Raw genomic sequence first — 24,758 nt, 5'->3', positions numbered from 1 at the left:
ACGCCGATGACCCTCGCCTGGATCACGCTGGCGGCCGCGATCGTCACCTCGCTGGTCGGGCAGGTGCTGCTGAAGTCGGGGGCGGCGGGGTCCGTCGCGGCATCGGGCAGCCTGCTGGACCAGCTCTTCCGCTGGCAGACCATCATCGGGCTCGGTGCCTATGGCGGGGCGGCGCTGCTCTACATCATCGCGCTGCGCCGCATCCCGATGAGCATCGCGCTGCCCTGCACGGCGGCGAGCTACGTGGTGATCGCGCTGGTCGGCTGGTCGATGTTCGGGGAGAGCCTGGGTCCACAGAAGATCGCCGCGATCGGGCTGATCTGCGCCGGCGTGGTGCTGCTGGCGACGACCGCGTGAGGGTGGCGCGCCGGGCCGCGCTGCCGGCGATCGCTGCGCTGCTGCCGGCGCTGCTGGCCGGCTGCGCCGCCGCCCCGCCCGCCGCCTGCCCCGCCGGGACGGGGCCCGCGACCTTCGCCGAGGCGTTCTTCGGCCGCAGCGCCGCCGGGCGGGAGGTGGTGGACGACGCCGCCTGGGCCCGCTTCGTGGACGAGGTGCTGACCCCCGCCTTCCCCGACGGGCTGACCGTGCTGGACGGCGCCGGCCAGTGGCGCGGGCGCGACGGGCGGGTGGCGCGGGAGCGGAGCAAGCTGCTGCTCGTCGCCCTTCCCTCCGCCACGCCGGATGGGGCGGCCGCGCGCCTCGCCCCCGTCACCGCCGCCTACCGCGCGCGCTTCGGGCAGGAAAGCGTGATGGTCGCGACGCGGCCGGGCTGCGTGGGGTTCTGATACTTGGCTCATGAAGTGCTGACGCACTTCATCCTCAGACGCCGGCCTCGGCTTCGCGGCACCTGCCGCGGCCGCCATCCGGCGGCTCGGCGGGCTCCGCCCGCCGCAGGTGAGTACTTGACGAGCCGGATATAGTACTGGGCATGGGCCCCGTGCCCGCCTCCTCCCGGGCAGCGCGCCCGGCGCCCCGCAGTGCAGGCATCAGGCCAGTGGGCCGGTCCGGAACAGCGTGACGCGCAGCCCCCCATGCGGCACCGGCGGCCCGGGGACGAGGAAGGGAAGCCTTGTCTCCCGGGCCAGCGCGGGCTCGCTCGCCACCAGGCCGACGCGCCAGCCCGCGAAGCGGCTCCGCAGCACCTGGCCGAGCGCGCGGTACAGCGGCACCAGCCCTGCACGGTCGCCAAGGCGGGTGCCGTAGGGCGGGTTGAGGATCACCAGCCCCGGCGGGCCGGGGGGCGGCGCCGCATCGCTGATCGGGGCCTGGCGGAATTCGGTGAAGGCGGCGACGCCCGCGCGCTCGGCATTGGCGCGGCTCATCGCGACCGCCCCGGCGTCGCGGTCGCTGCCGTGGAAGCGGGCGGAAGGCTCGCGCATGCTCCGCACTTCCCGCATCCGCTGCCAGGCGGCGGCATCGAATGTGGCGAGGTGTTCGAAGGCGAAGCGGCGCGAGCGCCCGGGGTTGAGCCGCGCGGCGATCTCCGCCGCCTCGATGACGAAGGTGCCCGACCCGCACATCGGGTCCAGCACGGGTTCCGTCCCGTCGAAGCCGCATTGCAGCAGGAACAGGGACGCCATCGTCTCCCGCAGCGGCGCGCGGTTGACGGCTTCCTTGTGCCCCCGCCGGTGCAGCAGCCCGCCGGTCGTGTCGATGCTGAGGGTGCAGATGTCGCGCTCGATCCGCGCCCGCACGACGACCTCCGCCTCGGGAGAGGCGAGCGCGCCGAGGGTCTCCCGGATGGCCGTGCCGATGCGCTCCTCCGCCGCGCCGCTGTGGTAGATGCGCGACCCCGCGCAGGTGGCCTCGACCCGGAACGGCACGTCCGGCCGCAGCACGGCGCCCCAGGGCACGCGCCGCGCGCGCTGATCGAGCTGCGCGAGATGCGTGACGCGGAACGCATCGACGCGCGCGAGGACGCGTCCCGCCCCGCGGACCCAGAGATTCGCGCGCCACACCTCCGGCCAGCCGCCGCGGATGACGACGCCACCGGGCACGGCCCTTGGCTGGCGGAAGCCCTTTCCCCGCACCTCGGCGTACAGCGCGGCTTCGAGGCCCGGCGCGGCGGCGAGGAAGATCTCGAACCCGGTGTCCTTCGTCATCTCGTCCGCGTGGCGGGCAGCGGGACCTGCGGCGGCGACCTCGCCCGTCCGCACGGCGAGGGGCAGGAAGGGCCTCGCTGGCCTCCTATCAGGCCCGGCGCCCGGCGGCCAGCCGGCGGTGCCCCCCGCAGGGGCGCGTGCGGATGCGCCCCCGCCGGGTCCGGCCAGGGCGGGCGGCTGCCCGCCCTGGCCGGTCAGCCCTTCGCGATCGCCGTCTGCGCGCGCGCGGCCGTCAGCATCAGGCCGCTGTCGTTCATGATCGTCGCCAGGTTGAACCCGGCTTCGAACATCTGCTTCGAATAGGCGCCGGACATGGTGTGGATGCCCGTCTTCACGCCATGCTTCGCGGCGGTGGTGCGGATCTGGTTGATGATCTTCAGGAACTCCGGCTCCTGCCGGTCCTGCTTCGGCTCCATCCCCAGCGACAGCGACAGGTCGGACGGCCCGATATAGACCGCGTCCACGCCGGGGACGCTGACGATCGCCTCGAGGTTGTCGAGCGCGGTCTTGGTCTCGATCATCGGGATGACCAGCACGTCGTCATTGGCCGCATTGGTGTCGGCTGCGGCGCCGTAGATGCCGGACCGGATCGGACCGAAGCTGCGCGTGCCCTTCGGCGGGTAGCGGCAGGCGGACACCAGGGCGCGGGCCTCGGCCTCGGTGTTCACCATCGGGCAGATCACGCCCTTGGCGCCGCCGTCCAGCACCTTGCCGATGATCCCGGGCTCGTTCCAGGGGACGCGCACCATCGGCGTCACGCCATGCGGCTGCATGCCCTGGAAGCAGGCGATCATCGACATGTAGTCCTGGACGCCGTGCTGGATGTCCACCGTCAGGCTGTCGAAGCCGGCCTGCGCCATGACCTCCGCGCTGAAGCCCGTGGGGATGGCGAGCCACCCGTTCACCACCGGCTTGCCGGCCGCCCAGGCCGCCTTCACGCCATTTGCCATCTCTGCCGCTTCCCCTCGTCGGATGTCGTATGACCGGACGCTAGGCCGGCGGCCGGGGGGCGTCAACGCGGCGCCGGGGCGCTTTGCGCGCCGCCCCGCGCATGGCAGGTTGCCCCCATGCCCCGCTTCGCCGTGGCGAGCGAGACCGCCCCGCTGCGCGAGGTGCTGGTCTGCCCGCCCACCCATTACCGCTGGCTGCCCACCAATGCGGTGGCCCGCCGCACGCTGGCCACCGCCGCGCAACCCGCCCCCGCCGCGCTGGCCGCCGCGCATGCGGAACTGGTGGATGCGATGCGCGGCGCGGGGGTCACCGTGCATGCGCTGCCGCCGGAGCCCCACCTGCCCTACATGGCCTATACCCGCGACCAGGCGGTGGTGACCCCCTGGGGCCCGGTGCTGTGCCAGTTGGAACGGCCGCAGCGCCGGGGCGAATATGCGGGCGTGCTGGACTGGCATGCCGCCCAGGCCAGCGCCGTCTGGCGCAAGTCGAGCGCCGGCACGTTGGAAGGCGGGGACATCCACCTGATCCGCCCCGGCCTCGCCGTGGTGGGCGCGAGCGGCGGCCGCACGGACCAGGCGGGCGCGGCCCAGTTCGCCGCCTGGCTGCGCGAGCAGGGCTGGGAATGCCGGATCGAGCCCTTCGACGAGCATTTCCTGCATCTCGACGTGCTGTTCTGCATGGCCGCGCCGGGGCTCGCCGTCGCCTGCACCGACGTGCTGGACGAGGGATTCCTCGCCTGGCTGCGCGAAAGGCGGATCCGGGTGATCCCGGTGCCGTACCGGGACGCCATGCGGCTCGGCTGCAACATCCTGGCGCTCGGCGATGGCAGGGTCGTGTCCTCGCGCGGCAGCGCGGCGCTGAATGCCGCGTTGCGGGCGGAGGGGCTGGCCGTGCTCGACCCCGACCTCTCGCTTTTCGCCGCCGGCGGCGGCGGGCCGCACTGCCTCACATGCCCGCTCCTGCGGGAGGAACAAAGATGAACTCCATGGCTCCCCGTCCGGTCGATGCGGTGATCGCCGCGGCCCGCGGCTTCCTCGGCGACCGCCTCACCACCAACGCCGCCATGCGCGAACAGCATGCGAAGGGCGAGGACAGCTCCACCCCCACCCTGCCCGACGCGGTCGCCTTCGTGGAGACGACGGAGGAGGCGAGCCGCCTCGTCGCGCTCTGCCACCAGCACGAGGTGCCGGTGGTCGCCTTCGGTGCAGGCACCTCGCTGGAGGGGCATGTGAACCCGGTGCGCGGCGGCATCAGCCTCGACCTCAGCCGGATGACGGCGATCCTCGAGGTGAACGAGCAGGACATGGACTGCCTGATCGAGCCCGGGGTGACGCGCCAGCAGCTGAACGAGCACCTGCGCGACAAGGGCATGTTCTTCCCCGTCGATCCCGGCAGCCACTGCACGATCGGCGGCATGGTGGCGACGCGCGCCTCCGGCACCAATGCCGTGCGCTACGGCACCATCCGGGAGAACACGCTGGGGCTGGAGGTGGTGCTGGCCGATGGCCGGGTGATCGCCACCGGCGGGCGCACGCGCAAGGCGGCCAACGGCTACGACCTGACGCGGCTGTTCATCGGCAGCGAAGGCACGCTCGGCATCGTCACCAAGGTGCGGCTCCGCCTGCACGGCATCCCGGAGGCGATGAGCAGCGCGGTGGTGCAGTTCGCGACGCTGCAGGGCGCGGTGGAAAGCGTGATCCAGGTGATGCAGATGGGCATCCCCGTCGCCCGCATCGAATTGCTGGACGACGACATGATGGCGGCGTCCATCGCCTATTCGAAGCTGGAGGGCTACGCGCCCGCGACCACGCTGTTCCTGAAATTCCACGGCAGCGAGGCGGGCGTGGCCGAACAGGCCGCGATGGTGGAGGCGATCACCGCCGAGCATGGCGGCACGGGCTTCCGCTGGGCCACCGACGCGGCGGAGCGCAACCGGCTGTGGAAGGCGCGCCACGACAGCTACTGGGCGGGCTGTGCGGCCAAGCCCGGCCACAAGGCGCTGACCACCGATGTCTGCGTGCCGATCTCCCGCCTGGCGGAAGCCCTGGTCGGCGCGAAGGAGGAGGCGAAGGCGCTCGGCCACTTCACCTGCATCGTCGGCCATGTCGGCGACGGCAACTTCCACCAGATGGTGCTGTACGACCCGGCCGACCCGCAGGGGCTGGAACGCGCATGGGACATGGATCGACGCATCGTGGAACGCGGCCTGGCGCTTGGCGGCACCTGCTCGGGCGAGCATGGCATCGGCCTCGGCAAGCGGGAATTCCTGGAGCGGGAGCATGGGGCGGAGGCGCTGGCGGTGATGCGCGGGCTGAAGCAGACGCTGGACCCGAAGGGCATCCTCAATCCGGGCAAGATGTTCAGGAACTGATGCCCCCGCATGCCGGGCGCGGCCCGCGGCCGCCCGGGCCCGCCCATGGCCCGTGCCGATGACGGCCGCCTCCGTCACCCTGCCCATCCTGGTCCTCTGCCTCGGCCACGTCTTCTCCAACGCGGTCCGCACCATCCCGGCCGTCGCGGTGGATGTGCTGACGCGCGACCTCGGCATCAGCGCGGAGGTGCTGGCGCAGGTCACGGGCATCTTCCCGCTTGCCTTCGCGGCGGTGATGATCCCGGTCGGCATCGCGCTCGACCGGCTCGGCGTGCGGCGCGTGTCGCTGATGCTGCTGACGGTGGCGGGCGGCGGCGCGGCGATGGCGGCGATGGCGACCGGGCCGTGGAGCATGGCGCTGGCGCAGGTCGTGCTGGGCACCGGTTGTTCGGGCATGCTGATGTGCCCGATCACCTTCGCGGCCAAGGCGCTCTCCACCCAGCGATTCGCCCTGTGGTCCGGGATCGTGCAGGCGGTGGGGAACACCGGGATGCTGCTCTCGGCCAGCCCGCTTGCGCTGCTGATCGAGGCGGCTGACTGGCGGGCGGGCTACCTCGCCTGCGCGGGGCTCGCGGCGCTCGCCCTGCTCGCGGTCTGGCTGCTGGTGCCGGACGAGGTGCCGGAACAGAAGCCGTCGCGCGGGTTGTGGCCCGACGTGAAGGAGGTGGTGGCGCTCGCCGCCTCGCCGCGGCTGCGGGGGGTGCTGGTGCTCGTCTTCTGCTCCTTCGCGGCGGTGCTCGGCCTGCGCGGGCTCTGGGGCGGGCCGTGGCTGATGGAGATGAAGGGGCTGGACCGCGTGGCGGCAGGCAATGTCCTGCTGGCCTGCGCGGTGGCGCTGACCCTCGGTCCGGCCATCGCGGGGGCGGTGCTGCGGCGCGTCGGGCGCGCGCCGCTGCTGCTGGCGGGCAGCCACCTGATCTGCGCGGCGCTGATCCTGCTGATCGTGGCGGGCGGGCCGGGCGGCGCGGCGGCCCGCCTGTTCGGCGTTGCGGTGATGCCGGTGGGCTGGGACCTGGCGCTGCTGGTCGCCTTCGGCATCATCATCTCCTTCCAGGTGAACGGCTTCGCCCTGGTGCGGGGGGCGGTGCCGCCGGAACAGACGGGCCGCGCCTTGTCGGCCGCCAATCTCAGCTTCTTCCTGGGCGCCGCCGTGCTGCAGGCGCTGTCGGGGCTGATGGCGGGGTGGGGCGGCGTCGGCGCGGCGCTGCTGACCTTTGCCGCCGCGCTGGTGATCTGCCCGATCGGCTTCCTGCTGCTGCATCCGCGCCGGTAATGGGTGCCGGGCGCGGCGGCCATCCGAAGCCTGCCTTGACCAAGGAAGGAGGTTGACCATGCCCATCCGCATCCTCGTCGCCCTGGACGACACGCCCGGCGCGCAGGCCGCGCGCGACCTGGCGGTGGCGCTGGCGCGCCGCACGGGCGCGGGCCTGACCGCCGCGGTCGTGCTGGACCGCCCGCACACCAGCAGCGCGCATGAATTCGTCCCCGCCGGCGGCGGCGCCTTCAAGGCGTGGCGCGACGCCGCGCTGACCGCAAGGGCCGAGCAGGAGGCGCAGGACGCGCTGGCCGCCCTCGCCGCGGCCGCGGGCGACGTGCCCTTCGCGGCGCTGCGGCTCGAGGATGCGCCGGAGCCCGCGCTGCTGGCCGCGAGCGCCGCGCAGGACCTGGTGGTGATCGGGCTCGACAGTTCGCTCGGCCGCGAATTGCCGGAGGACGGCGTCGCCCCGGTCATCGAGGACCTGCTGAAGGACGGCACGCGGCCCCTGCTCGTGGTGCCGCCCGGCGCGCCGCCGGAGATCGCGGGGCCGGTGGTGGCGGCCCATGACGGCTCCGCCCCCTCGCGGCAGGCGCTGCGCGGTTTCGCCCGGCTCAAGCTCGGCGGCGGATCGCCAGTGCATGTGGTCGCGGTGGCCGGGACCCGGGCGGAGGCGGAGCGCCTCGCGGCCGAGGGCGCGGCCTGCCTGGAGCCGGGCGGCCCGGCGGCGCCGCGCCCCGTGGTCGGCGACGATGCGGCGCGGCTGGTCCTGGCGGAGGTGGCCGCGCTCGGCGCGCGGCTGCTGGTGATGGGCGCCTTCGGCGGCAACCCGCTGCTGCGCATGGTGGTCGGCAGCACCACCCACACGCTGCTGCGGGACGCGGGCGTGCCGGTCTTCGTCCAGCGGTGACGCCGCGCCGGCGGGGCAGGCTCAGCCGGTCAGCACGCCCTGCTCCCGCAGGGCCGCGATCTCCGCAGCGGAATAGCCGAGTTCGGCCGCGATCGCCGCGCCGTCGGCGCCGGGCGGACGCAGGTCGCCAGTGCCGCCGGGCCGCACGCCGTCGAGCGTGACGGGCAGCGCGGGCAGCGCCACGGGCCGGCCATCCGGCAGGGTCAGCGGCACCAGCCCGCCGGAGCCCTTCAGGTGGGGGTCCTCGAACAGGTCGGCCGGCCGGCCGATCGGCGCGAAGGGCATGCCGATGGCCTCCACCTTCGCCATCAGCTCGGCCTTGGTGTAGGAGGCAAGCGCCGCGGCGATGCGGGGGATGGTGCGTTCCCGCGCCTCCACCCGCTGGTTCTTGGTCGCCAGCGCCGGGTCGTGTGCCAGGTCGTCCAGCCCGAAGGCCTCGCAGAAGGCCGGCCATTGCGTGTCGGTCACCACCCCCACGAAGACCTGCCCGCCATCGGCGGTGTCGAACACGTCGTAGACCGGCCAGGCCGGCGTGCGGACCGACATCGGCGCCGGTTCCCTGCCCGTGATGGCGGTCTGCGCCATGTGCTGCGCCATCAGCAGGGCCACCGTCTCGAACAGGCCGGACTGCACCTCGCCGCCGCGGCCCGTCTCCTCGCGCTCGCGCAGGGCGGCGAGGATGGCGACGGCGGCGGACAGGCCGCCCATGATGTCCACCACGCTGCTGCCCGCCCGCAGCGGCCGCCCCACCGGCCCGGTCATGTAGGCGAGGCCGCCCATCATCTGCACCACCTCGTCCAGCGCGGTGCGGTGTTCGTAGGGGCCGGGCAGGAAGCCCTTGCAGGAACAGTAGACCAGGCGCGGATGGTCCTGCGCGAGCTGCGCGTAGCCGAGGCCGAGCTTCGCCATCGCGCCGGGGCGGAAATTCTCCACCAGCACATCGGCCCGCGCGACCAGCCGGCGGACCAGCGCCAGCCCTTCCGGCGTCTTCATGTCCACGCAGAGGCTGCGGCGGCTGCGGCCGAAGGCGGCGTGGAAGCCGGTGCCGGAGCCGGTGAGGCGGCGCGTCGAATCGCCCGCCGGCGCCGGTTCCACCTTCACCACCTCCGCCCCCAGGTCGGCCAGCACCATGGCGACCGAGGGGCCCATGATCATGTGGGTGAACTCGACGACGCGGATGCCCGCGAGCGGCGTTGGCGAGGTCATGCCGCGGCCCGCCAGCCGGTCGGGCGCCCGGCGCGGGCATAGGCGCCGTGCAGCGGCTCCCCGGGCAGCGCCTCGGCGAGGATGGCGCGCGCGGCGAGCAGCGCGTCGAGGTCGATGCCCGTCCGCAGGCCGAGCGATTCCAGCAGGAAGACCAGGTCCTCCGTCACGATGTTGCCCGAGGCGCCCGGCGCGAAGGGGCAGCCGCCGAGCCCGCCGAGCGCGCCGTCGAAGATGCGGATCCCCTCCTCCACGCCGACCGTCACATTCGCCATGCCGAGGCCCATCGTGTCATGCAGGTGCAGGCTGTCGCAGGCCTGCCCGATCTCGGCACGCACCAGGCGCAGCAGGCGGCGCAGCTGCGCGGGGTTGGCATAGCCCGCGGTGTCGGACAGGCCCACCGAATCGCAACCCATGCGCGCCAGTTCGACCGCCATTCCCACCACCTCCGCCTCCGGCACCTCGCCCTGGAGGGAGCAGCCGAAGGCGGTGCTGAGCCCCGCTTCCAGCCGCGGCCGCGCATCGGGGGGGAGGGAGCGGAGCCAGGTTGTGACGGCGCGCGCCTCCTCCATCTGCTCCGTCCGGCTGCGGCGCAGGTTGGCCTGGCTGTGCGCCTCGCTCACTGACAGGGTCAGGGTGATCTTGTGGGCGCCGGCCGCGACCGCCGCCTCCGCCCCGCGGAGATTCGGCACCAGCACCGCGACATGCAGCCCCGGCAGCGCGGCGGCGAAGCGCGTCACCTCCGCCGCATCGGCCATCTGGGGGACCAGCTTCGGCGGCACGAAGGACGCCACCTCAATTTCCGGCAGGCCGGCCGCGTGCAGGGCGGAGATCAGGCGCCGCTTGTCCGCGGTGGGCACCACCTTCCGCACCATCTGCAACCCGTCGCGCGGGCCGACCTCGCTGACGGTGACGTCGCGCAGCATGTCCAACGGCGCTCTCCTGCCGGGCGTCGGGTGGGAAGGGGGACGCCGCCGGCGCGATCTCCCCGCGGATGGGGCCGCGCGTCAAGCGGCCGGCGCCCCTCCCCTTGCGGTCGGGCCGTGGCCGCACCATGGTCCCGGGCATGGGACGGACGCTTTTCCGCAAGATCTGGGACGCGCATGTGGTGCACCGTCGGGACGACGGGCTCTGCCTGCTCTATGTGGACCGGCACTATTTCCACGAGGGCAGCTTCCACGCCTTCAACATGCTGAAGGCGCGCGGGCTGGGGGTGCGGCGGCCCGACCTGACCTTCGGCTTCGGCGACCACTACGCGCCGACCACGGCCCGCAGCACCGCCGCCATCGCCGACCCCGAGATCCGCGGCATCATCGAGACCTTCGAGAGCAATTCGCGCGCCCACCGCATCCGCGCCTTCGACCTGGCCGACCCCGAACAGGGCATCGTCCATGTGGCGGGGCCCGAACAGGGGCTGACCCTGCCGGGGATGACGGTGGTCTGCGGCGACAGCCACACCTCCACCCATGGCGCGCTCGGCGCGCTGGCCTTCGGCATCGGGGCGAGCGAGGTGGCGCATGTGCTGGCCACCCAGACCATCTGGCAGTCCGCGCCGCGCCAGTTCCGCGCCCGCTTCGACGGCGCGCTGCCGGCGGGCTCCACCTCCAAGGACATGGCGCTGGCGCTGATCGCGCGGATCGGCACCGGCGGCGCGCAGGGCTGCGCCATCGAATTCGCGGGCCCCGCCGTGCGCGCGCTGTCGGTCGAGGCGCGGCTCACGCTCTGCAACATGGCGATCGAGGCCGGGGCGCGCACCGGGATGGTGGCGCCGGATGCCACGACGGCCGCCTGGCTCGCCGGCCGCCCGCATGCCCCGGCGCGGCCCGACCCCGCCTGGGCGGCGCTGGCGAGCGACGCCGACGCCGCCTTCGACGAGGAGGTGGCGCTGGACGCCGCCACCATCGCGCCCATGGCCACCTGGGGCACCAGCCCGGAGGAGGCCGCCCCCCTCTCCGGCCGCGTGCCGCGACCGGAGGAGGCGCCGGACGAGGCGCGCCGGAAGGCCTGGCAACGCAGCCTGGAGTACATGGGCCTGGCAGGCGGGGAGGCGCTGGCCGACGTGAAGCTGGACCGCGTCTTCCTCGGTTCCTGCACCAATTCGCGCATCGAGGACCTGCGCGCCGCGGCCGCGGTGCTGAAGGGCCGGCGCGTCGCCGTGCCGATGCTGGTCTCCCCGGGCTCGACCCTGGTGAAGCGCGCGGCCGAGGCCGAGGGGCTGGACCGCATCTTCACCGAGGCCGGGGCGCGGTGGGAGGAGAGCGGCTGCTCGCTCTGCGTCAGCATGAACGGGGAGAGCGTGGCGGAAGGCGAACGCTGCGCCTCCACCTCCAACCGCAACTTCGTGGGCCGGCAGGGGCGCGGGGCGCGGACGCACCTGGTCTCCCCGGCCTCCGCGGCGGCCTCGGCCCTGGCCGGGCGGCTGGTGGCGGCGGGAGGCTGACATGGCGGAACCCTTCACCACCCTGACCGCCATCGCCGCGCCGCTCGACCTGCACAACGTCGACACGGACCAGATCATGCCGGCGCGCTTCATGCGCCGGCCGCGCGACGAACGCTACGCCAGCTACGGCTTCCACGACCTGCGCTTCGCCCCGGACGGCACGCCCCGGCCGGACTTCGTGCTGAACCGCCCCCCCTTCGACCGCGCCGGCATCCTCGTCGCCGGGCGCAACTTCGGCGTCGGCTCCTCAAGGGAGGCGGCGGTCTATGCGCTGCTCGCCCTCGGCATCCGCTGCGTCGTCGCGGAGGGATTCGGCGACATCTTCTTCGGCAATTCGCTGAAGAACGGGCTGCTGCCCGTGCGGCTGCCGGGGGCGACGGTGGATGCGCTGCGCGCGCAGGTGGCCGCGGCGCCCGGCATGGCGCTGACGGTTGACCTGGCGCGGGAACGGCTGGAAACCCCGGCCGGCGAAGGTCACGACTTCTCGATTCCGCCCTTCGCGCGCGATTGCCTGTTGCGCGGCCTTGACGAAATCGGCCTCACATTCACCTTGCTGCCCGAGATCGAAGCCTTCGAGGCCGCGCGAGAGCGCGGCAACCCGCCACGGCCCCCGTTGCAAGCGTAACTTGACCTTGCCGCGGCCCCAGGGTTGCCATGGCCGCAACCCTGGACGCCCCATGATCCGAATCCCGCACGCCACGCTTGCCGCGATCCTCGCGGCCCTGCTCTCCGCGACGCCCGCCGCCGCGCAGTTCGGGCCGCAGGGGCCGCCCGCCGTCGGCGTCACCCCGGCCGAACGCCGGGCCGTGACGGAGACCAACGAGTTCGTCGGCCGGATCGAGGCGATCGGGCGGGTGGAACTGCGCGCGCGCGTCACCGGCTTCCTCCAGGAACAGCTGTTCCAGGAAGGGCAGGAGGTGCGGCGCGGCGAGGTGCTGTTCCGCATCGAGCGCCCCCCCTTCGAGGCGGAGGTCGCCCGCGCCCAGGCGCAGGTCGCGGCGGCCGAGGCGGAGCTGACCAATGCCCGCATCGCGCTGAACCGCGCCCGCGAACTGGTGCGCAGCGCCGCGGGGACGCAGGTGCGGGTGGATGACGCGCTGGCGGCGGAACGCAACGCCAATGCGCAGCTCCTCGGCGCGCAGGCGCAGCTGCGGGTGGCGCAGATCAACCTCGGATACACCGAGATCACGGCGCCGATCGACGGCAAGATCGGGCGCGTGACCTACACGGTGGGCAACACCGTCTCCCCCACCGCGCAGCCGCTGGCCACCATCGTCAGCCAGGACCCGATGCGCGTGTCCTTCCCCGTCAGCCTCCGGACCGGGGGCGAGCTGCGGCAGCGTTATGCCACGCGCGGCGGGACGGAAGCGGTGCGGGTGCGCATCGTGCTGCCGAACGGCCAGCCCTACCCCGAGGTGGGGCGCATCGACTTCATCGACCCGCAGGTGGACCGCAACACCGACACGATCCTGGTCCGCGCCTCCATCCCCAACCCGCTGATCGGCGACGGCAGCACCGACCGGCGGCTGATCGACGGCATGTTCGTGACCGCCGTGGTCGAGGGGGCGGAGCCGGTGCAGGTCACCGTCGTGCCCCGCGCCGCGGTGGCGCAGGACCAGGGCGGGTCCTTCGTCTTCGTGGTGGATGCCCAGGGCAATGCCCAGCGGCGCAACATCCGCCTCGGGCGCGGCAGCGCGGAGCTTGCGGTGGTGGAGGACGGGCTGCAGCCGGGCGAGAACGTCATCACCGAAGGCCTGCAGCGCGTGCGCCCGGGGCAGCCGGTGAACGCCGCGCCCGCCGGCGCCGCGCCCGCCCGCGCCGCGGGCGCGCCCGGCGCGACGCGCTGAGGCCGGGACGGAACGCGCGACATGCTCTCCGGCGTCTTCGTGGCCCGCCCGCGGCTGGCCATCGTCCTGTCCATCCTGATGACCATCGCGGGGCTGCTCGCGATGCTCCGCATCCCCGTCAGCCAGTTCCCCGACATCGTGCCGCCGCAGGTCTCGGTCACGGCGCGCTACCCCGGCGCTTCCGCCGCGGTGGTGGAAGCCACCGTCGGCCAGCCGATCGAGAGCGCGGTGAACGGCGTGGACCGCATGATCTACATGCGCTCCAACTCCGGCAACGACGGCAGCTACACGCTGAACGTCTCCTTCTCGCTCGGCACCAACCCGGACCTCGCGACCGTCAACGTCAACAACCGCGTGCAGGCGGCGCTGGCGCGGCTGCCGCAGGAGGTGCAGCGCGGCGGCGTGACGGTGCGCAAGCAGTCCTCGGCGGTGCTGCAGTTCCTGTTCATCACCTCGCCCGACGGGTCGCGCGACCCGCTGTTCCTGTCGAACTACGCCACCATCAACATGGTGGACCGCCTGGCGCGCGTGCCGGGGGTGGGCCAGGTCAGCCTGTTCGGCGCGCTCGACTACTCGATGCGGATCTGGTTCGAGGTGGACCGCCTGATCAGCCTGAACCTGACGCCGGCGGACGTGATCGGGGCGATCCAGGCGCAGAACGTGCAGGCGCCGGTGGGCCGCATCGGCGCGCGTCCGGTCACCGACGACCAGCAGTTCCAGCTGAACATCCAGACGCTCGGCCGCCTGTCGACGCCCGAGCAGTTCGGCGAGATCGTCATCCGCGCCAACCCCGACGGCTCCACGCTGCGGGTGCGCGACGTGGCGCGGGTGGAACTCGGCGCCGCCAACATGGACGTGGAGGCGCGGCTGGCCGGGCAGCCGGCGGTGGCGATGGGCGTCTACCTCGCGCCCGGCGCCAATGCGGTGCAGGTGTCGAACGACATGAAGCGCGCGCTCGAGGAGCTGCGGACGCGCTTCCCCTCGGGCGTCGGCTACCGCATCGTCTACGACACCTCGACCTTCGTGGTCGACACGATCCACGAGGTCGTGAAGACGCTGCTCGAGGCCTTCGTCCTCGTCGTCATCGTCGTCTACCTGTTCCTCGGCAGCCTGCGCGCCACGGTGATCCCGACCATCGCCGTGCCGGTCAGCCTGATCGGCACCTTCGCGGTGCTGCTCGCGCTCGGCTACACCGCCAACACGATCAGCCTGCTGGCGCTGGTGCTGGCCATCGGCATCGTGGTGGACGACGCGATCGTCGTGGTCGAGAACGTCGAGCGCAACCTGGAGGAACACCCGGAGCTTTCGCCGGCCGAGGCGACGCTGAAGGCGATGCGGGAGATCACCGGCCCGATCATCGCCATCACGCTGGTGCTGCTGTCGGTCTTCGTGCCGGTGGGCTTCATCCCCGGCGTCTCGGGCGAGCTGTTCCGGCAGTTCGCGGTGACGATCAGCGTGGCCATGCTGATCTCCGCCATCAACGCGCTGACGCTCTCGCCCGCGCTCTGCGCGCTGATCCTGCGGCATGAGGGGCCGAAGCGCGGCCCGATCAAATACGTGCTGCGCGGCATCGACAGGGTGCGGGACGGCTACGCGGCCATCGTGAAGCGGCTGGTGCGGGTCGCGCTGGTGTCGCTGCTGGTCACCGCCGGCCTCGGCTTCGGGATCTGGACGGTGGCGGGGCGCACGCCGCAGGGCTTCCTGCCGGCCGAGGACCAGGGCGCGTTCTTCGTGCAGATCCAGCTGCCGCAGGGCGCCAGCGTGTCGCGCACCCGGGCTGCGGTGGAACAGGTGGAGGCGATCCTGCGCGGCATCCCCTCCATCGAGGACAGCCTGGCGATCGTGGGCTTCAGCCTGATCGACGGCGGCGCGCAGTCCAACTCGGCCTTCATGGTGGCGCGGATGCGGCCCTTCGCGGACCGGCAGGGCGCGCAGGACAGCGTCTTCGCCGCCATCGGCCGCACCTTCGGCGCGGTGCAGGGCATCCGCACGGCGAATGTCTTCGCCTTCAACATCCCGCCCATCATCGGGCTGGGCACCGGCGGCGGCTTCGAATACCAGCTGCAGGACTTCGAGGGGCGGGACCCGCAGGAACTCGGCGCCGCCATGCTCGGCCTGGTCGTCGCGGCGAACCAGGACCCGCGGCTGGCGGCCGTCTTCTCCACCTTCTCCCCCACCACGCCGTCGCTCTACCTCGACGTGGACCGCGACAAGGCGCAGGCGCTCGGCATCCGCATCAGCGACATCTTCCAGGCGCTGCAGACCACGCTCGGCGGCTTCTACGTGAACGACTTCAACCTGTTCGGGCGCACCTGGCAGGTGAACATCCAGGCCGAGGCGACAGACCGGGACGAGATCCCGGACATCTGGCGCATCCATGTCCGCAACGGCCGGGGCGAGATGGTGCCGCTGCGGTCGGTGGCGGATGTGCGCGTCGTGCTCGGGCCGCAGACCATCACGCGCTACAACAACGTCCGCTCCGTCGCCATCAACGGCGCGCCGCGGCCGGGCATCTCCTCGGGCGCCGCGCTGGAGGCGATGGAGGAGCTGTCGGCCCGCGTGCTGCCCGGCGGCTACGGCTTCGAATGGACCGGCACCGCCTACCAGGAGAAGCAGGCGGCGGGGCAGACCGCGGTGATCCTCGCGCTGGCGGTGCTGTTCGCCTACCTGTTCCTGGTCGCGCTCTACGAAAGCTGGGTCATCCCGGTGCCGGTGCTGCTGTCCGTCGTCGTCGGCGGGCTCGGGTCGCTCCTGGCGATCATGGTGGGGGGCCTCGCGCTCGACGTCTATGCGCAGATCGGGCTCGTGGTGCTGATCGCGCTGGCGGCGAAGAACGGCATCCTCATCGTCGAATTCGCGAAGGAGGCGCGGGAGCGCGGGATGCCCATCGCGCAGGCGGCGACGGAAGGCGCGCGGCTGCGCTTCCGCGCGGTGATGATGACCTCCATCGCCTTCGTGCTGGGGCTTGTGCCGCTGGTGATCGCGGAAGGCGCCGCGGCGCTGTCGCGCCGGTCGGTCGGCACGCCGGTCTTCGGCGGGATGATCGCGGCCTCCACCATCGGCATCTTCATGATCCCGATGCTCTACGTCGTCTTCCAGACGATGCGCGAGAAGGTGAAGGGCGCCTTCGGCCGCAAGCCGGTGGAGACGGACAGCGCGGCGCACCGTCCGCCCGGACAGGCGCCCAATCCCTGACGCGGCGGGGTCAGGACCCGCCTGACCCCGTCTCCTCCCCGCGCAGCGCCGGCAGGGTGGCCAGCGCCTCCCCCGCGGCCTGGCGGGCGGCGGCGGGGTCCGTTCCCTCCTCGCGCACCGCGGCCATCGCTTCCGACAGTTCCTTCACGGCGGTCTGCCACGGGCTGCCGCGCCGCGATTCGGCGGGCAGGCGCAGCATCGCGCGCTCCACCTCGTTCAGCGCCTGGCGCAGGCGCGAACTGGCGGCGCTGGCGGGGACGGTTCCGTCCTCCAGCCGCTGCAGCAGGCCGCGCAGGTCCGCCTCGGCCTCGCGCAGGACACGCAGGGGATCGTCCCCGGACGCGGACTGGGCGATGGCCGCGGGGCTTGCCAGCAGCAGCCCGGCGGCAAGCGCGGCACGGATCAGGCGCATCTGGCGGGTCTCCCTGTCCCAGCCGGCGCGAACGCGCCCCCGCCCGCGCGGTTGCCCCCTTTCCCAATCGCGGGAAACGCGCAGATGATGGGCGGGAACACACCACCGGGGACCAGGAACATGGCGAAGTTCGGATTGAGCCAGTCGGTGCGGCGCGTCGAGGATCCCCGCCTGCTGACCGGACGCGGCAGCTACACCGACGACATCAGCCTGCCCGGCCAGGCCTTCGGCGTGGTGCTGCGCAGCCCGCACGCGCATGCGCGCATCGCCTCGCTCGACACCGCCGCGGCGAAGGCCGTGCCCGGCGTGCTCGCGGTCATCACCGGCGCCGACCTTCGCGCCGCGGGGCTGGGCGAGCTGCCCTGCATGATCCCGCTGAAGAACCGCGACGGCACGCCGCGCGTGGACACGCCGCGCCTCGCCCTGGCCGAGGACACCGTCCGCCATGTGGGCGACCCCGTCGCCTTCGTGGTGGCGGAGACGCCGCAGGCCGCGCGCGACGGGGCCGAGGCGGTGGCCGCGGAGTACGAGGTGCTGCCCGCCGCCACCGACCTCGCCACCGCGCATGAGCCGGGGCAGCCGCAGGTCTGGCCGGGCGCGCCGAACAACATCTGCTTCGACTGGGAAGCGGGCGACAAGGCGAAGACCGATGCCGCCTTCGCCCGCGCGGCGCATGTCACGCGGCTGACCGTGGTGAACAACCGCGTCGTCGTCGCCTCGATGGAGGCGCGGGCCGCGGTGGCGGCGTGGGACGGCGACCGGCTGACGATGCACACCAACACCCAGGGTTCCTGGCAGGTGCGCAACATGCTGGCCAGCCAGATCTTCCGCATCCCGGCCGAGAACATCCACGTCCTGACCCCCGATGTCGGCGGCGGCTTCGGCATGAAGCTGTTCCTCTACGCCGAGCACGTCCTGGTCGCCTTCGCCGCGAAGCAGGTCGGCCGCCCGGTGAAATGGGCGAGCGAGCGGACCGAGGCCTTCCTCTCCGACACGCATGGGCGGGACAACATCACCCAGGGCGAGCTGGCGCTGGACGCGGAGGGACGCTTCCTCGCGCTCCGCACCCGCAACCACGCGAACATGGGCGCCTATCTCAGCAACTACGCGCCCTTCATCCCGACCGGCGCGGGCACCAAGGTGCTGGCCAGCGTCTACGCCTTCGAGGCGATCCACGCGAATGTGCTCGGCGTGCTGACCAACACCGTCCCGGTCGATGCCTATCGCGGCGCCGGCCGCCCCGAATCCAACTACCTGGTGGAGCGACTGATCGACACGGCGGCGCGCGAGCTGGGCATCGACCGGGTCGAGATCCGGCGCCGCAACATGGTGCCGCCCGGCGCCATGCCCTATGTCAGCGCGATGGGGCAGCGCTACGACAGCGGCGAATTCGCCAAGCTGCTCGACACCGCCCTGGCGAAGATCGACTGGGCCGGGTTCGAGGCGCGGCGCGCGGAGGCTGCGCGGCGGGGCAGGAAGCGCGGCATCGGCCTCGCCTACTACCTGGAAGCCACCGGCGGCGGCCCGACCGAGAATGCGAAGGTCGTCTTCGCCGAGGACGGGATGGTGGATGTCTATGTCGGCACGCAATCCACCGGCCAGGGGCATGAGACGGCCTATGCCATGCTCACCAGCCACGAGCTCGGCATCCCGATGGAGAAGATCCGCATCCGCCAGGGCGATTCCGAATCGCTGCCCGATGGCGGCGGCACCGGCGGCGCGCGCAGCCTCTACTCCGAGGGTCAGGCCATCCTGGTCACCACCGCGAGCGTGATCGAGAAGGGCCGGCAGGCCGCGGCCGAGCATCTCGAGACCGCGGCCGCCGACATCGAGTTCAGCGCCGGGGACGGGCGCTTCGCGGTGGCCGGCACCGACCGCGGCGTGGGCATCCTCGACCTCGCGGCGGCGCAGCGGCGGCGGGTGGCGGCGGGGCAGGCCGCGACGCTGCTCGACGCGATGGAGACGGCGCGGATCGACAGCCACACCTTCCCCAATGGCTGCCACGTCGCCGAGGTGGAGGTGGACCCCGAGACGGGCGACGTCACCGTGCCGCGCTACATCGTGGTGGACGATGTCGGCCACGCGCTGAACCCGCTGATCGTGCGCGGCCAGGTGCATGGCGGCGTGGCCCAGGGCATCGGCCAGGCGCTGTTCGAGCGCACGAGCTACGACAGCGGCAGCGGCCAGCTCCTCTCGGCCTCCTTCATGGATTACGCGCTGCCGCGGGCGGGCGACCTGCCGGACATCGACGTGGACCTGATCGAGGTGACCTGCGAGACCAACCCGCTCGGCGTCAAGGGCGCGGGCGAGGCCGGGGCGGTGGGCTCGCCGCCCGCCGCGATCAACGCGCTGGTCGATGCGCTGGACGGGAAGGTCATCGACATGCCGGCGACGCCGGAGACGGTCTGGAAGGCCCTGCGCGCGGCGTAGGCAGGAGTCCGGGGCGGGGGCAGCCGCCCCCCCTATACCGCCCGGCGTCCTTCACGCCGGGCGAGCCGCCGGATGGCGGCCGCCGCATCTGCGGCGAAGCCAAGGGCCGCGGATGCGGCCCGCCCGGCGTCTGAGGGCGGAGTTATTGGAAGACCATGTTGACCAGCCGGCAGGTGTCCACCTGCCGGCGGTCCTCACGCCGGCCATCCGCCCAGACGACGCGGACATCGTTCAGGCAGTCGCCCACCGGCAGCCGCACCGCGACATGGCGGCCGGGCGGCAGCACCTCCGCGCCCAGCCGGTCCTCGCCCCAATGCGTCTCGCGCGCGGAGGAGACGTAGATCTCCCTGATGGCGGTGGCACCGCGGTTCACCAGGTTGAAGGAGGGGTTGCCCCCCGCGCCTTGCGGGGCCGGGGCGGCGGCGGCGCCGAACACCATCTCCGCGATGGCGCAGGTGTCGACGCCGCGGCGTTCCTCGGGCCGGCCATCGGCATAGACCACCCGCACATCCTGCCGGCAGCCGGCCGAGGACGCGATGCGGACCGGGAAGGCTCGGCCGTCGGGCAGCACCTCCGTCCCCAGCAGGTCACGACCCCAGTTCGGCTCCCGCACCGGGGAGACATAGATTTCGTTGATGGGCTGGCCGCTGCGGTTGACCAGGTTGAAGGAGGGGTCGCCCTGCGCCACGGCGGGGGCGGCCAGGGCCAGCCAGGGCAGCAGCAGGAACAGGACAGCGCGCAGTCGCATCGGCGACCCTTCCCCGGGATGATCCGGGGGCGAGGCTAACGCAGCCTTCCGCCCTTCGCGAGGGGCGTCGCCCGGCCTATTGCGCGGCGGTGCGCGGCGCCAGGCTGTCCGTCTGGGCCGGGCCGGACCAGCCGGCGATCGCCTCCAGCCCCTGCCGGTCGAGGATGTCGAGCCGGCCCTTCTGCAGGCTCGCCAGCCCGTCCTTCCGCAGCGTCGCCAGCGCGCGGTTCGCATGTTCCACCGACAGGCCGAGCGCATCGGCCAGGTGCGCCTGCTTCAGCGGCACCGGCCCGCCATTCCCGTCCCCGCCGCCGCGCCGCAGCAGGCGGGCATGCAGTTCCAGCAGCAGATGCGCCACCCGCCCCACCGCGTCCCGCCGGCCGAGGCTGGTGAGGCGTTCGCGCATCCGCGCGCGGTCGCGCGTCAGCCCCTCGGCGTAGGAAAGCGCCAGGCCGGGGTCGCGGCCCATGAATTCGCACAGCCTCTCGCGCGAGAGGACGCAGAAGGACGCGTCGGTCAGAGCCTCCACCTCCGCCCCGTCCTCGATCCGCTCGACCAGGTCGCCGGGCAGGTGGAAGTCGAGGATCTGGCGTCGCCCATCCGGCGTCGCGGTCCAGGAGAAGGCCCAGCCGGCATAGAGCGTGAAGACGCCGTCGCGGATCGCCTCACCCGTGCGGGCCAGCCGCACGCCGGAGCGGATGCGCGCGATCTCGCCCACCCTGGCCTGGGGGATGACCCGGAACAGGGCGAAGGGGCGCACCGCGCAGGCGGCACAGGCCCCGGGAAGCGGCGTCAGCGTATTGTTCCGGCTCATCGTTCCTGTCTGCTGGCACGTCGGATGGAAAGGTCGGCCTTCCCATGGGGGAAGCTAGCTGGGCGGGGCGGCCAAGGGAAATGGGTTTTCCGTCATGGGTCCGGCCGCCGTCCGACGTGGCGGCGAGGGGGCCACCCCGCCAGGACGGGCGGGCACGGTCCACCGGACAGCCCGACAGATCGTGCGGAAGCGGACAAGTTGGAAGGCTGCGCGCGGCATGGCACCCTTGCGCAAACCGCCGAGGACCACGCGCGCATGTCCGGCTTCGCCTCCGCCAACGACTTGGCCGACAAGAACGTCTCCTTCGACGAACTCGGCCCCGGGCTCTACGCCTACACGGCGGAAGGGGACCCGAATTCGGGCGTGATCGTCGGGCCGGACGGCGTGGTGGTGGTGGACGCCCAGGCCACCCCCGCCATGGCACAGGACGTGGTCGCGCGCATCCGCGGCGTCACCGACCGGCCGGTGACGGGGGTGGTGCTGACGCATTACCACGCGGTCCGCGTGCTGGGCGCGAGCGGCTACGGCACCCCCGCCATCATCGCCTCCGACGTCACGCGCGACCTGATCGTGGAACGCGGCCGGCAGGACATGGACAGCGAGATCGGCCGCTTCCCGCGCCTGTTCCGCGGGAAGGAAACGATCCCCGGCCTGACCTGGCCGACGCATACCTTCCACCGCCGCATGTCGATCTGGCTCGGCGAGCGCGAATGCCGGGTGATCCATGCCGGGCGCAGCCACACCGCGGGCGACACGGCGGTGTGGATGCCGAGGGAGAAGGTGCTGTTCGCGGGCGACATCGTGGAATTCGGCGCGACCCCCTATTGCGGCGACGCGCATTTCCACGACTGGGCCTCGACCCTCGCCTTCCTGCGGCAGCTCGGGCCGGAGCGGATGGTGCCAGGCCGTGGCCGGGCGCTGATGACGAAGGCCGAATGCGAGGAGGCGATCGAGGGGACGCGCGCCTTCACCACGGACCTGTTCGACCGCGTCCGGGCCGGCGTGGCGAAGGGCTGGGACCTCAAGGCGATCTACGACGACACCATGGGCTTCATGCGACCGCGCTACGGCCACTGGGTGATCTTCGAGCACTGCATGCCCTTCAACGTGACGCGCGCCTTCGACGAGGCGACGGGCCTCGACCACCCCCGCATCTGGACCGCCGAACGCGACGTCGAGATGTGGAAGGCGCTGGAGCACGGCGCGCCCATGAAGTCGGCCGAGCTGCACGGGTAGGCGCGGCGTGCCGGCGACCTACACCAATCCCCGCTACGCCCCCGCCCCGCGCCCCGACGCGCCGGACGAACGCCGACCCGTGGTGGTCGCGGGCGCCGGGCTGGTGGGGCTGACCCTTGCCCTCGACCTTGCCCGCCATGGCGTGCCCGTGGTGCTGCTGGACGAGGACGACACCGTCTCCACCGGCAGCCGCGCGATCTGCTTCGCCAAGCGCACGCTCGAGATCTACGGCCGGCTCGGGCTCGGGGAGCGGTTCCTGCGGAAGGGCATCACCTGGAAGACCGGCCGCGTCTTCCACCGCGACCGCGAAGCCTATTCCTTCGACCTGCTGCCCGAGGAAGGCCACGAATACCCGGCCTTCGTGAACCTCCAGCAGTACCACGCCGAGGAATGGCTGGTGGAAGCCTGCGCCGAGGCCGGCGTGGAACTGCGCTGGAAGCACCGCGTCGCCGGCGTGACGCCGCAGGCGGATGGCGCGGTGCTGGCGGTGGAGGCGCCGGACGGCGCCTACACGCTGACGGCGGACTGGCTGCTGGCCTGCGACGGCGCGCGCAGCCCCATCCGCGACGCCATGGGACTCCCCTTCACCGGCCAGGTCTTCCGCGACCGCTTCCTGATCGCCGACGTGGTGATCCGGGGCGATGTCGCCTTCCCGACCGAACGCTGGTTCTGGTTCGACCCGCCCTTCCATCCGGGGCAGTCCGTGCTGCTGCACAAGCAGCCCGACGATGTCTGGCGCATCGACTTCCAGCTCGGCTGGGACGCCGACCCGGAGGAGGAGAAGCGGCCGGAGAAGGTGGCGGCGCGCGTGCGCGCCATGCTCGGCCCCGACACGCCCTTCGACCTGGAATGGGTCAGCGTCTACACCTTCCGCTGCCGCCGGCTGGAGCGGTTCCGCCATGGCCGGGTGATCTTCGCCGGCGATTCCGCCCACCAGGTCAGCCCCTTCGGCGCCCGCGGCGGCAATTCCGGCGTGCAGGACGCCGACAACCTGGCCTGGAAGCTGGCGCTGGTGCTGAACGGGCGCGCGCCGCCCGCCCTGCTCGACAGCTACGACGCGGAACGCATCCCGGCGACGGACGAGAACATCCTGCATTCCACCCGCAGCACCGACTTCATCACGCCGAAGACCGACGCCGCGCGCGCCTATCGCGACGCGGTGCTGGACCTTGCGGCGCGGCACGCCTTCGCGCGGCCGCTGGTCAATTCCGGGCGGCTGTCGCGGCCTTCCGTGCTGGCGGGCAGCCCGCTGAACAACCCCGACAAGGGCATCTGGGACGGCGGCGCCCCGCCCGGCGCGCCGGCGCCCGACGCCCCGGTGATGCGCGGCGGCCGCCCGGACTGGCTGCTGCGCCACCTCGGCGACGGGTTCCGCCTGCTGGTCTTCGGCCCACCCGATGCGGGGCTGGCCGCGCGGCTGCCGCACGGGGTGGTGCCGGTCTTCGTGAGCGCGGAGGAAGTGCCCGGCGCGCTGTGGGACCATTCGGGCCTGGCGGCGGCGCGCTTCGGCGCGCGGCGCGGCGCGGCGGTGCTGGTGCGCCCGGACCAGCATGTGGCGGCGCGCTTCGCCGTGCCGACCTCCGGCCTCATCGCCGCCGCGCTGGACCGGGCGCTGGGGCGGGAGGCCACGCCATGAAGCTCGACACCACCCCGAGGATCGCCGACCCGGACGCGCTGTTCGCGCAGCTGGTGGAGGCGCATCGCGACCTGGATGCGGCGGCGTCGCGCCGGCTGGATGCGCGGCTGGTGCTGCTGCTGGCCAACCACATCGGCGATGCCGAGGTGCTGCGCGAGGCGATCGCGCTGGCGAGGGAGGCGGGGGGGTAAGGCGCCGGTCAGTCCAGCCGCGCCCCGCTCACCTCCACCAGCCGGCGCCAGCGCGGGCGCTCCTCCTCGATCAGGGCGGAGAGCGCGGCGGGGGTCGGGCTGGTCACGGTGCCGTAGCCAAGCGGCTTCAGGCGGTCGACGAAGTCCTGCTGGCGCGCCACCTGCACCAGCGCGGCATGCAGGCGCGCGGTGATCGCCTCCGGCGTGCCGCCCGGCGCCACGATGGCGTTCCACGTCACCAGGTTGTGGTCGCCGAGGCCGAGATCGGCGAAGTCCCCCATGCCCGGCACCTCGGGCAGGATCGACAGCCGCGCCCTGCTGCTGACGGCGAAGGCCAGGAAGCGCCCGGCCTCCACATGCGGCATCAGGGCCGGCATCACGTCGAACATCATGTCGATGTTGCCCGCGACGAGGTCGTTGATGGCCGGGCCGCCGCCGCGATAGGGGACGTGCAGGATCTTCGCCTGCGCCGCGTTGTTGATCGCCTCGATGTTGATGTGGCTCGACGTGCCGGCGCCGGAGGAGCCCATCTTCACCTCCTCCGGATGCGCGCGCGACCACGCCACCAGGTCGCGGAAGTCCCGCCAGCCGCGGCGCCGCGCCGTCTCGGCATTCACCACGCAGAGCAGCGCGCCGTCGGTCACCTGGCTGACAGGGGAGAAATCCCGCGCGGGGTCGAAGGGCAGGCGGCTGGTCATGTAGGGGAAGGCCACGAAGACCGTCACGCCGAGCAGGCCGAGCATCGTGCCGTCGCGGTCGCCCTTGGCCACCGCATCCGCGCCGATGATGCCGCCCGCGCCGCTGCGGTTCTCGACCACCACCGTCTGGCCGAGCACGGACTGCATGCGTTCCGCGATCAGCCGGCCGAGGATGTCCACCGCGCCGCCCGGCGGGAAGGGCACGACCAGCCGCACGGGCCGCCCGCCGCCCAGCGGCTGCGCGAGGGCGGGCGCGGCCAGCAACGCGCCGCTGCCGGCCATCAGGCCACGACGTCCGATCATCGCCCGCTCTCCCCTG

The 24,758-nt window shown here is 73.0% G+C and carries 22 protein-coding genes; 14 read left to right on the top strand and 8 right to left on the bottom strand.

What is annotated here, in order from left to right:
* The first annotated feature begins 6 nt into the window (after positions 1-6).
* A complete protein-coding gene (locus tag ACK8OX_RS06660) occupies positions 7-357 on the top strand; it encodes a DMT family transporter (protein WP_430663163.1) in 351 nt (116 codons plus the stop codon).
* On the top strand, positions 354-785 hold the full coding sequence (locus ACK8OX_RS06655) for a DUF3574 domain-containing protein (protein ID WP_430663162.1): 432 nt from the start codon (positions 354-356) through the stop codon (positions 783-785). Before ACK8OX_RS06660 ends, ACK8OX_RS06655 begins: the two co-directional genes overlap by 4 nt.
* Positions 786-986: 201 nt before the next feature.
* Here ACK8OX_RS06655 and ACK8OX_RS06650 read toward each other — a convergent pair whose 3' ends face one another.
* Together ACK8OX_RS06650 and ACK8OX_RS06645 are read right to left on the bottom strand one after the other, a co-directional pair.
* Positions 987-2,102: a THUMP domain-containing class I SAM-dependent RNA methyltransferase gene (locus ACK8OX_RS06650; protein ID WP_430663161.1), complete on the bottom strand. Its 1,116-nt coding sequence runs from the start codon at positions 2,100-2,102 to the stop codon at positions 987-989.
* A 194-nt stretch (positions 2,103-2,296) separates the two neighbouring features.
* Positions 2,297-3,052, bottom strand: a complete 756-nt coding sequence (locus ACK8OX_RS06645; protein ID WP_430663160.1) for an HpcH/HpaI aldolase family protein — start codon at positions 3,050-3,052, stop codon at positions 2,297-2,299.
* Positions 3,053-3,169: 117 nt separating this feature from the next.
* Between ACK8OX_RS06645 and ACK8OX_RS06640 the strand changes: the two genes are divergently transcribed.
* Genes ACK8OX_RS06640 through ACK8OX_RS06625 form a run of 4 tightly spaced genes read left to right on the top strand, consistent with a single transcriptional unit; the run spans position 3,170 to position 7,589 of the window.
* Positions 3,170-4,033: a dimethylarginine dimethylaminohydrolase family protein gene (locus ACK8OX_RS06640; RefSeq protein ID WP_430663159.1), complete on the top strand. Its 864-nt coding sequence runs from the start codon at positions 3,170-3,172 to the stop codon at positions 4,031-4,033.
* A 5-nt stretch (positions 4,034-4,038) separates the two neighbouring features.
* A complete protein-coding gene (locus ACK8OX_RS06635) occupies positions 4,039-5,424 on the top strand; it encodes an FAD-binding oxidoreductase (protein WP_430663158.1) in 1,386 nt (461 codons plus the stop codon).
* 58 nt (positions 5,425-5,482) lie between these two features.
* Entirely contained in the window at positions 5,483-6,697 is a 1,215-nt protein-coding gene (locus ACK8OX_RS06630) for an MFS transporter (RefSeq protein WP_430663157.1), read from the top strand.
* Between the two features lie 58 nt (positions 6,698-6,755).
* Entirely contained in the window at positions 6,756-7,589 is an 834-nt protein-coding gene (locus ACK8OX_RS06625) for a universal stress protein (protein ID WP_430663156.1), read from the top strand.
* Between the two features lie 21 nt (positions 7,590-7,610).
* Here ACK8OX_RS06625 and ACK8OX_RS06620 read toward each other — a convergent pair whose 3' ends face one another.
* Together ACK8OX_RS06620 and ACK8OX_RS06615 are read right to left on the bottom strand one after the other, a co-directional pair.
* Positions 7,611-8,795, bottom strand: coding sequence for a CaiB/BaiF CoA transferase family protein (locus ACK8OX_RS06620; protein ID WP_430663155.1), 1,185 nt, complete (start codon positions 8,793-8,795; stop codon positions 7,611-7,613).
* Entirely contained in the window at positions 8,792-9,718 is a 927-nt protein-coding gene (locus tag ACK8OX_RS06615; protein ID WP_430663206.1) for a hydroxymethylglutaryl-CoA lyase, read from the bottom strand. The genes ACK8OX_RS06620 and ACK8OX_RS06615 overlap by 4 nt, the downstream gene beginning before the upstream one ends.
* Positions 9,719-9,858: 140 nt before the next feature.
* Between ACK8OX_RS06615 and leuC the strand changes: the two genes are divergently transcribed.
* The 4 genes from leuC to ACK8OX_RS06595 are packed head-to-tail and all read left to right on the top strand — an operon-like array spanning position 9,859 to position 16,274.
* Positions 9,859-11,232 carry a 3-isopropylmalate dehydratase large subunit gene (gene leuC / locus ACK8OX_RS06610; protein ID WP_430663154.1) on the top strand — a complete coding sequence of 458 codons (1,374 nt, stop codon included), beginning with the start codon at positions 9,859-9,861 and terminating at the stop codon, positions 11,230-11,232.
* 1 nt (position 11,233) lies between these two features.
* Positions 11,234-11,857 (top strand): 3-isopropylmalate dehydratase small subunit, encoded by a 624-nt coding sequence (leuD, locus tag ACK8OX_RS06605; RefSeq protein WP_430663153.1) that lies wholly within the window; start codon positions 11,234-11,236, stop codon positions 11,855-11,857.
* 52 nt (positions 11,858-11,909) lie between these two features.
* Complete coding sequence (locus tag ACK8OX_RS06600; RefSeq protein WP_430663152.1) at positions 11,910-13,079, top strand: efflux RND transporter periplasmic adaptor subunit; 1,170 nt, start codon at positions 11,910-11,912, stop codon at positions 13,077-13,079.
* 21 nt (positions 13,080-13,100) lie between these two features.
* The gene (locus ACK8OX_RS06595) at positions 13,101-16,274 is read left to right on the top strand and encodes an efflux RND transporter permease subunit (RefSeq protein WP_430663151.1); all 3,174 of its coding nucleotides are present in this window, start codon (positions 13,101-13,103) and stop codon (positions 16,272-16,274) included.
* Between the two features lie 10 nt (positions 16,275-16,284).
* Here ACK8OX_RS06595 and ACK8OX_RS06590 read toward each other — a convergent pair whose 3' ends face one another.
* On the bottom strand, positions 16,285-16,686 hold the full coding sequence (locus tag ACK8OX_RS06590) for a hypothetical protein (protein WP_430663150.1): 402 nt from the start codon (positions 16,684-16,686) through the stop codon (positions 16,285-16,287).
* Positions 16,687-16,806: 120 nt separating this feature from the next.
* On the opposite strand from ACK8OX_RS06590, the gene ACK8OX_RS06585 reads away from it, so the two are divergent.
* Positions 16,807-19,116: a xanthine dehydrogenase family protein molybdopterin-binding subunit gene (locus tag ACK8OX_RS06585; RefSeq protein ID WP_430663149.1), complete on the top strand. Its 2,310-nt coding sequence runs from the start codon at positions 16,807-16,809 to the stop codon at positions 19,114-19,116.
* A 142-nt stretch (positions 19,117-19,258) separates the two neighbouring features.
* Here the strand turns inward: ACK8OX_RS06585 and ACK8OX_RS06580 are convergent, their stop codons facing one another.
* Together ACK8OX_RS06580 and ACK8OX_RS06575 are read right to left on the bottom strand one after the other, a co-directional pair.
* Positions 19,259-19,864 carry a hypothetical protein gene (locus tag ACK8OX_RS06580; RefSeq protein ID WP_430663148.1) on the bottom strand — a complete coding sequence of 202 codons (606 nt, stop codon included), beginning with the start codon at positions 19,862-19,864 and terminating at the stop codon, positions 19,259-19,261.
* A gap of 76 nt (positions 19,865-19,940) precedes the next feature.
* Positions 19,941-20,678 carry a Crp/Fnr family transcriptional regulator gene (locus ACK8OX_RS06575; protein ID WP_430663147.1) on the bottom strand — a complete coding sequence of 246 codons (738 nt, stop codon included), beginning with the start codon at positions 20,676-20,678 and terminating at the stop codon, positions 19,941-19,943.
* Between the two features lie 255 nt (positions 20,679-20,933).
* Here ACK8OX_RS06575 and ACK8OX_RS06570 point away from each other — a divergent pair, with 255 nt between their 5' ends.
* The 3 genes from ACK8OX_RS06570 to ACK8OX_RS06560 are packed head-to-tail and all read left to right on the top strand — an operon-like array spanning position 20,934 to position 23,741.
* Positions 20,934-21,914 (top strand): MBL fold metallo-hydrolase, encoded by a 981-nt coding sequence (locus ACK8OX_RS06570; RefSeq protein WP_430663146.1) that lies wholly within the window; start codon positions 20,934-20,936, stop codon positions 21,912-21,914.
* 7 nt (positions 21,915-21,921) lie between these two features.
* Complete coding sequence (locus ACK8OX_RS06565; RefSeq protein WP_430663145.1) at positions 21,922-23,550, top strand: FAD-dependent oxidoreductase; 1,629 nt, start codon at positions 21,922-21,924, stop codon at positions 23,548-23,550.
* Entirely contained in the window at positions 23,547-23,741 is a 195-nt protein-coding gene (locus ACK8OX_RS06560; RefSeq protein WP_430663144.1) for a DUF2783 domain-containing protein, read from the top strand. Before ACK8OX_RS06565 ends, ACK8OX_RS06560 begins: the two co-directional genes overlap by 4 nt.
* Positions 23,742-23,749: 8 nt before the next feature.
* Here the strand turns inward: ACK8OX_RS06560 and ACK8OX_RS06555 are convergent, their stop codons facing one another.
* A complete protein-coding gene (locus tag ACK8OX_RS06555) occupies positions 23,750-24,742 on the bottom strand; it encodes a Bug family tripartite tricarboxylate transporter substrate binding protein (protein WP_430663143.1) in 993 nt (330 codons plus the stop codon).
* Between the last annotated feature and the right edge of the window lie 16 nt (positions 24,743-24,758).

It is taken from the genome of Falsiroseomonas sp. CW058 (genome assembly GCF_050563535.1).
Taxonomy (GTDB): domain Bacteria; phylum Pseudomonadota; class Alphaproteobacteria; order Acetobacterales; family Acetobacteraceae; genus Falsiroseomonas.
Note: the sequence above shows the minus strand (reverse complement) of the source record. Positions and strands in the feature narration are given on the sequence as shown.

Coding starts and splice junctions, on each gene's coding strand:
- ACK8OX_RS06660 (WP_430663163.1), top strand. CDS start 7: ATGACCCTCGCCTGGATCACGCTGGCGGCCGCGATCGTCACCTCGCTG.
- ACK8OX_RS06650 (WP_430663161.1), bottom strand. CDS start 2,102: ATGACGAAGGACACCGGGTTCGAGATCTTCCTCGCCGCCGCGCCGGGC.
- ACK8OX_RS06645 (WP_430663160.1), bottom strand. CDS start 3,052: ATGGCAAATGGCGTGAAGGCGGCCTGGGCGGCCGGCAAGCCGGTGGTG.
- ACK8OX_RS06640 (WP_430663159.1), top strand. CDS start 3,170: ATGCCCCGCTTCGCCGTGGCGAGCGAGACCGCCCCGCTGCGCGAGGTG.
- ACK8OX_RS06635 (WP_430663158.1), top strand. CDS start 4,039: ATGGCTCCCCGTCCGGTCGATGCGGTGATCGCCGCGGCCCGCGGCTTC.
- ACK8OX_RS06630 (WP_430663157.1), top strand. CDS start 5,483: ATGACGGCCGCCTCCGTCACCCTGCCCATCCTGGTCCTCTGCCTCGGC.
- ACK8OX_RS06625 (WP_430663156.1), top strand. CDS start 6,756: ATGCCCATCCGCATCCTCGTCGCCCTGGACGACACGCCCGGCGCGCAG.
- ACK8OX_RS06620 (WP_430663155.1), bottom strand. CDS start 8,795: ATGACCTCGCCAACGCCGCTCGCGGGCATCCGCGTCGTCGAGTTCACC.
- ACK8OX_RS06615 (WP_430663206.1), bottom strand. CDS start 9,718: ATGCTGCGCGACGTCACCGTCAGCGAGGTCGGCCCGCGCGACGGGTTG.
- leuC (WP_430663154.1), top strand. CDS start 9,859: ATGGGACGGACGCTTTTCCGCAAGATCTGGGACGCGCATGTGGTGCAC.
- leuD (WP_430663153.1), top strand. CDS start 11,234: ATGGCGGAACCCTTCACCACCCTGACCGCCATCGCCGCGCCGCTCGAC.
- ACK8OX_RS06600 (WP_430663152.1), top strand. CDS start 11,910: ATGATCCGAATCCCGCACGCCACGCTTGCCGCGATCCTCGCGGCCCTG.
- ACK8OX_RS06595 (WP_430663151.1), top strand. CDS start 13,101: ATGCTCTCCGGCGTCTTCGTGGCCCGCCCGCGGCTGGCCATCGTCCTG.
- ACK8OX_RS06590 (WP_430663150.1), bottom strand. CDS start 16,686: ATGCGCCTGATCCGTGCCGCGCTTGCCGCCGGGCTGCTGCTGGCAAGC.
- ACK8OX_RS06585 (WP_430663149.1), top strand. CDS start 16,807: ATGGCGAAGTTCGGATTGAGCCAGTCGGTGCGGCGCGTCGAGGATCCC.
- ACK8OX_RS06580 (WP_430663148.1), bottom strand. CDS start 19,864: ATGCGACTGCGCGCTGTCCTGTTCCTGCTGCTGCCCTGGCTGGCCCTG.
- ACK8OX_RS06575 (WP_430663147.1), bottom strand. CDS start 20,678: ATGAGCCGGAACAATACGCTGACGCCGCTTCCCGGGGCCTGTGCCGCC.
- ACK8OX_RS06570 (WP_430663146.1), top strand. CDS start 20,934: ATGTCCGGCTTCGCCTCCGCCAACGACTTGGCCGACAAGAACGTCTCC.
- ACK8OX_RS06560 (WP_430663144.1), top strand. CDS start 23,547: ATGAAGCTCGACACCACCCCGAGGATCGCCGACCCGGACGCGCTGTTC.
- ACK8OX_RS06555 (WP_430663143.1), bottom strand. CDS start 24,742: ATGATCGGACGTCGTGGCCTGATGGCCGGCAGCGGCGCGTTGCTGGCC.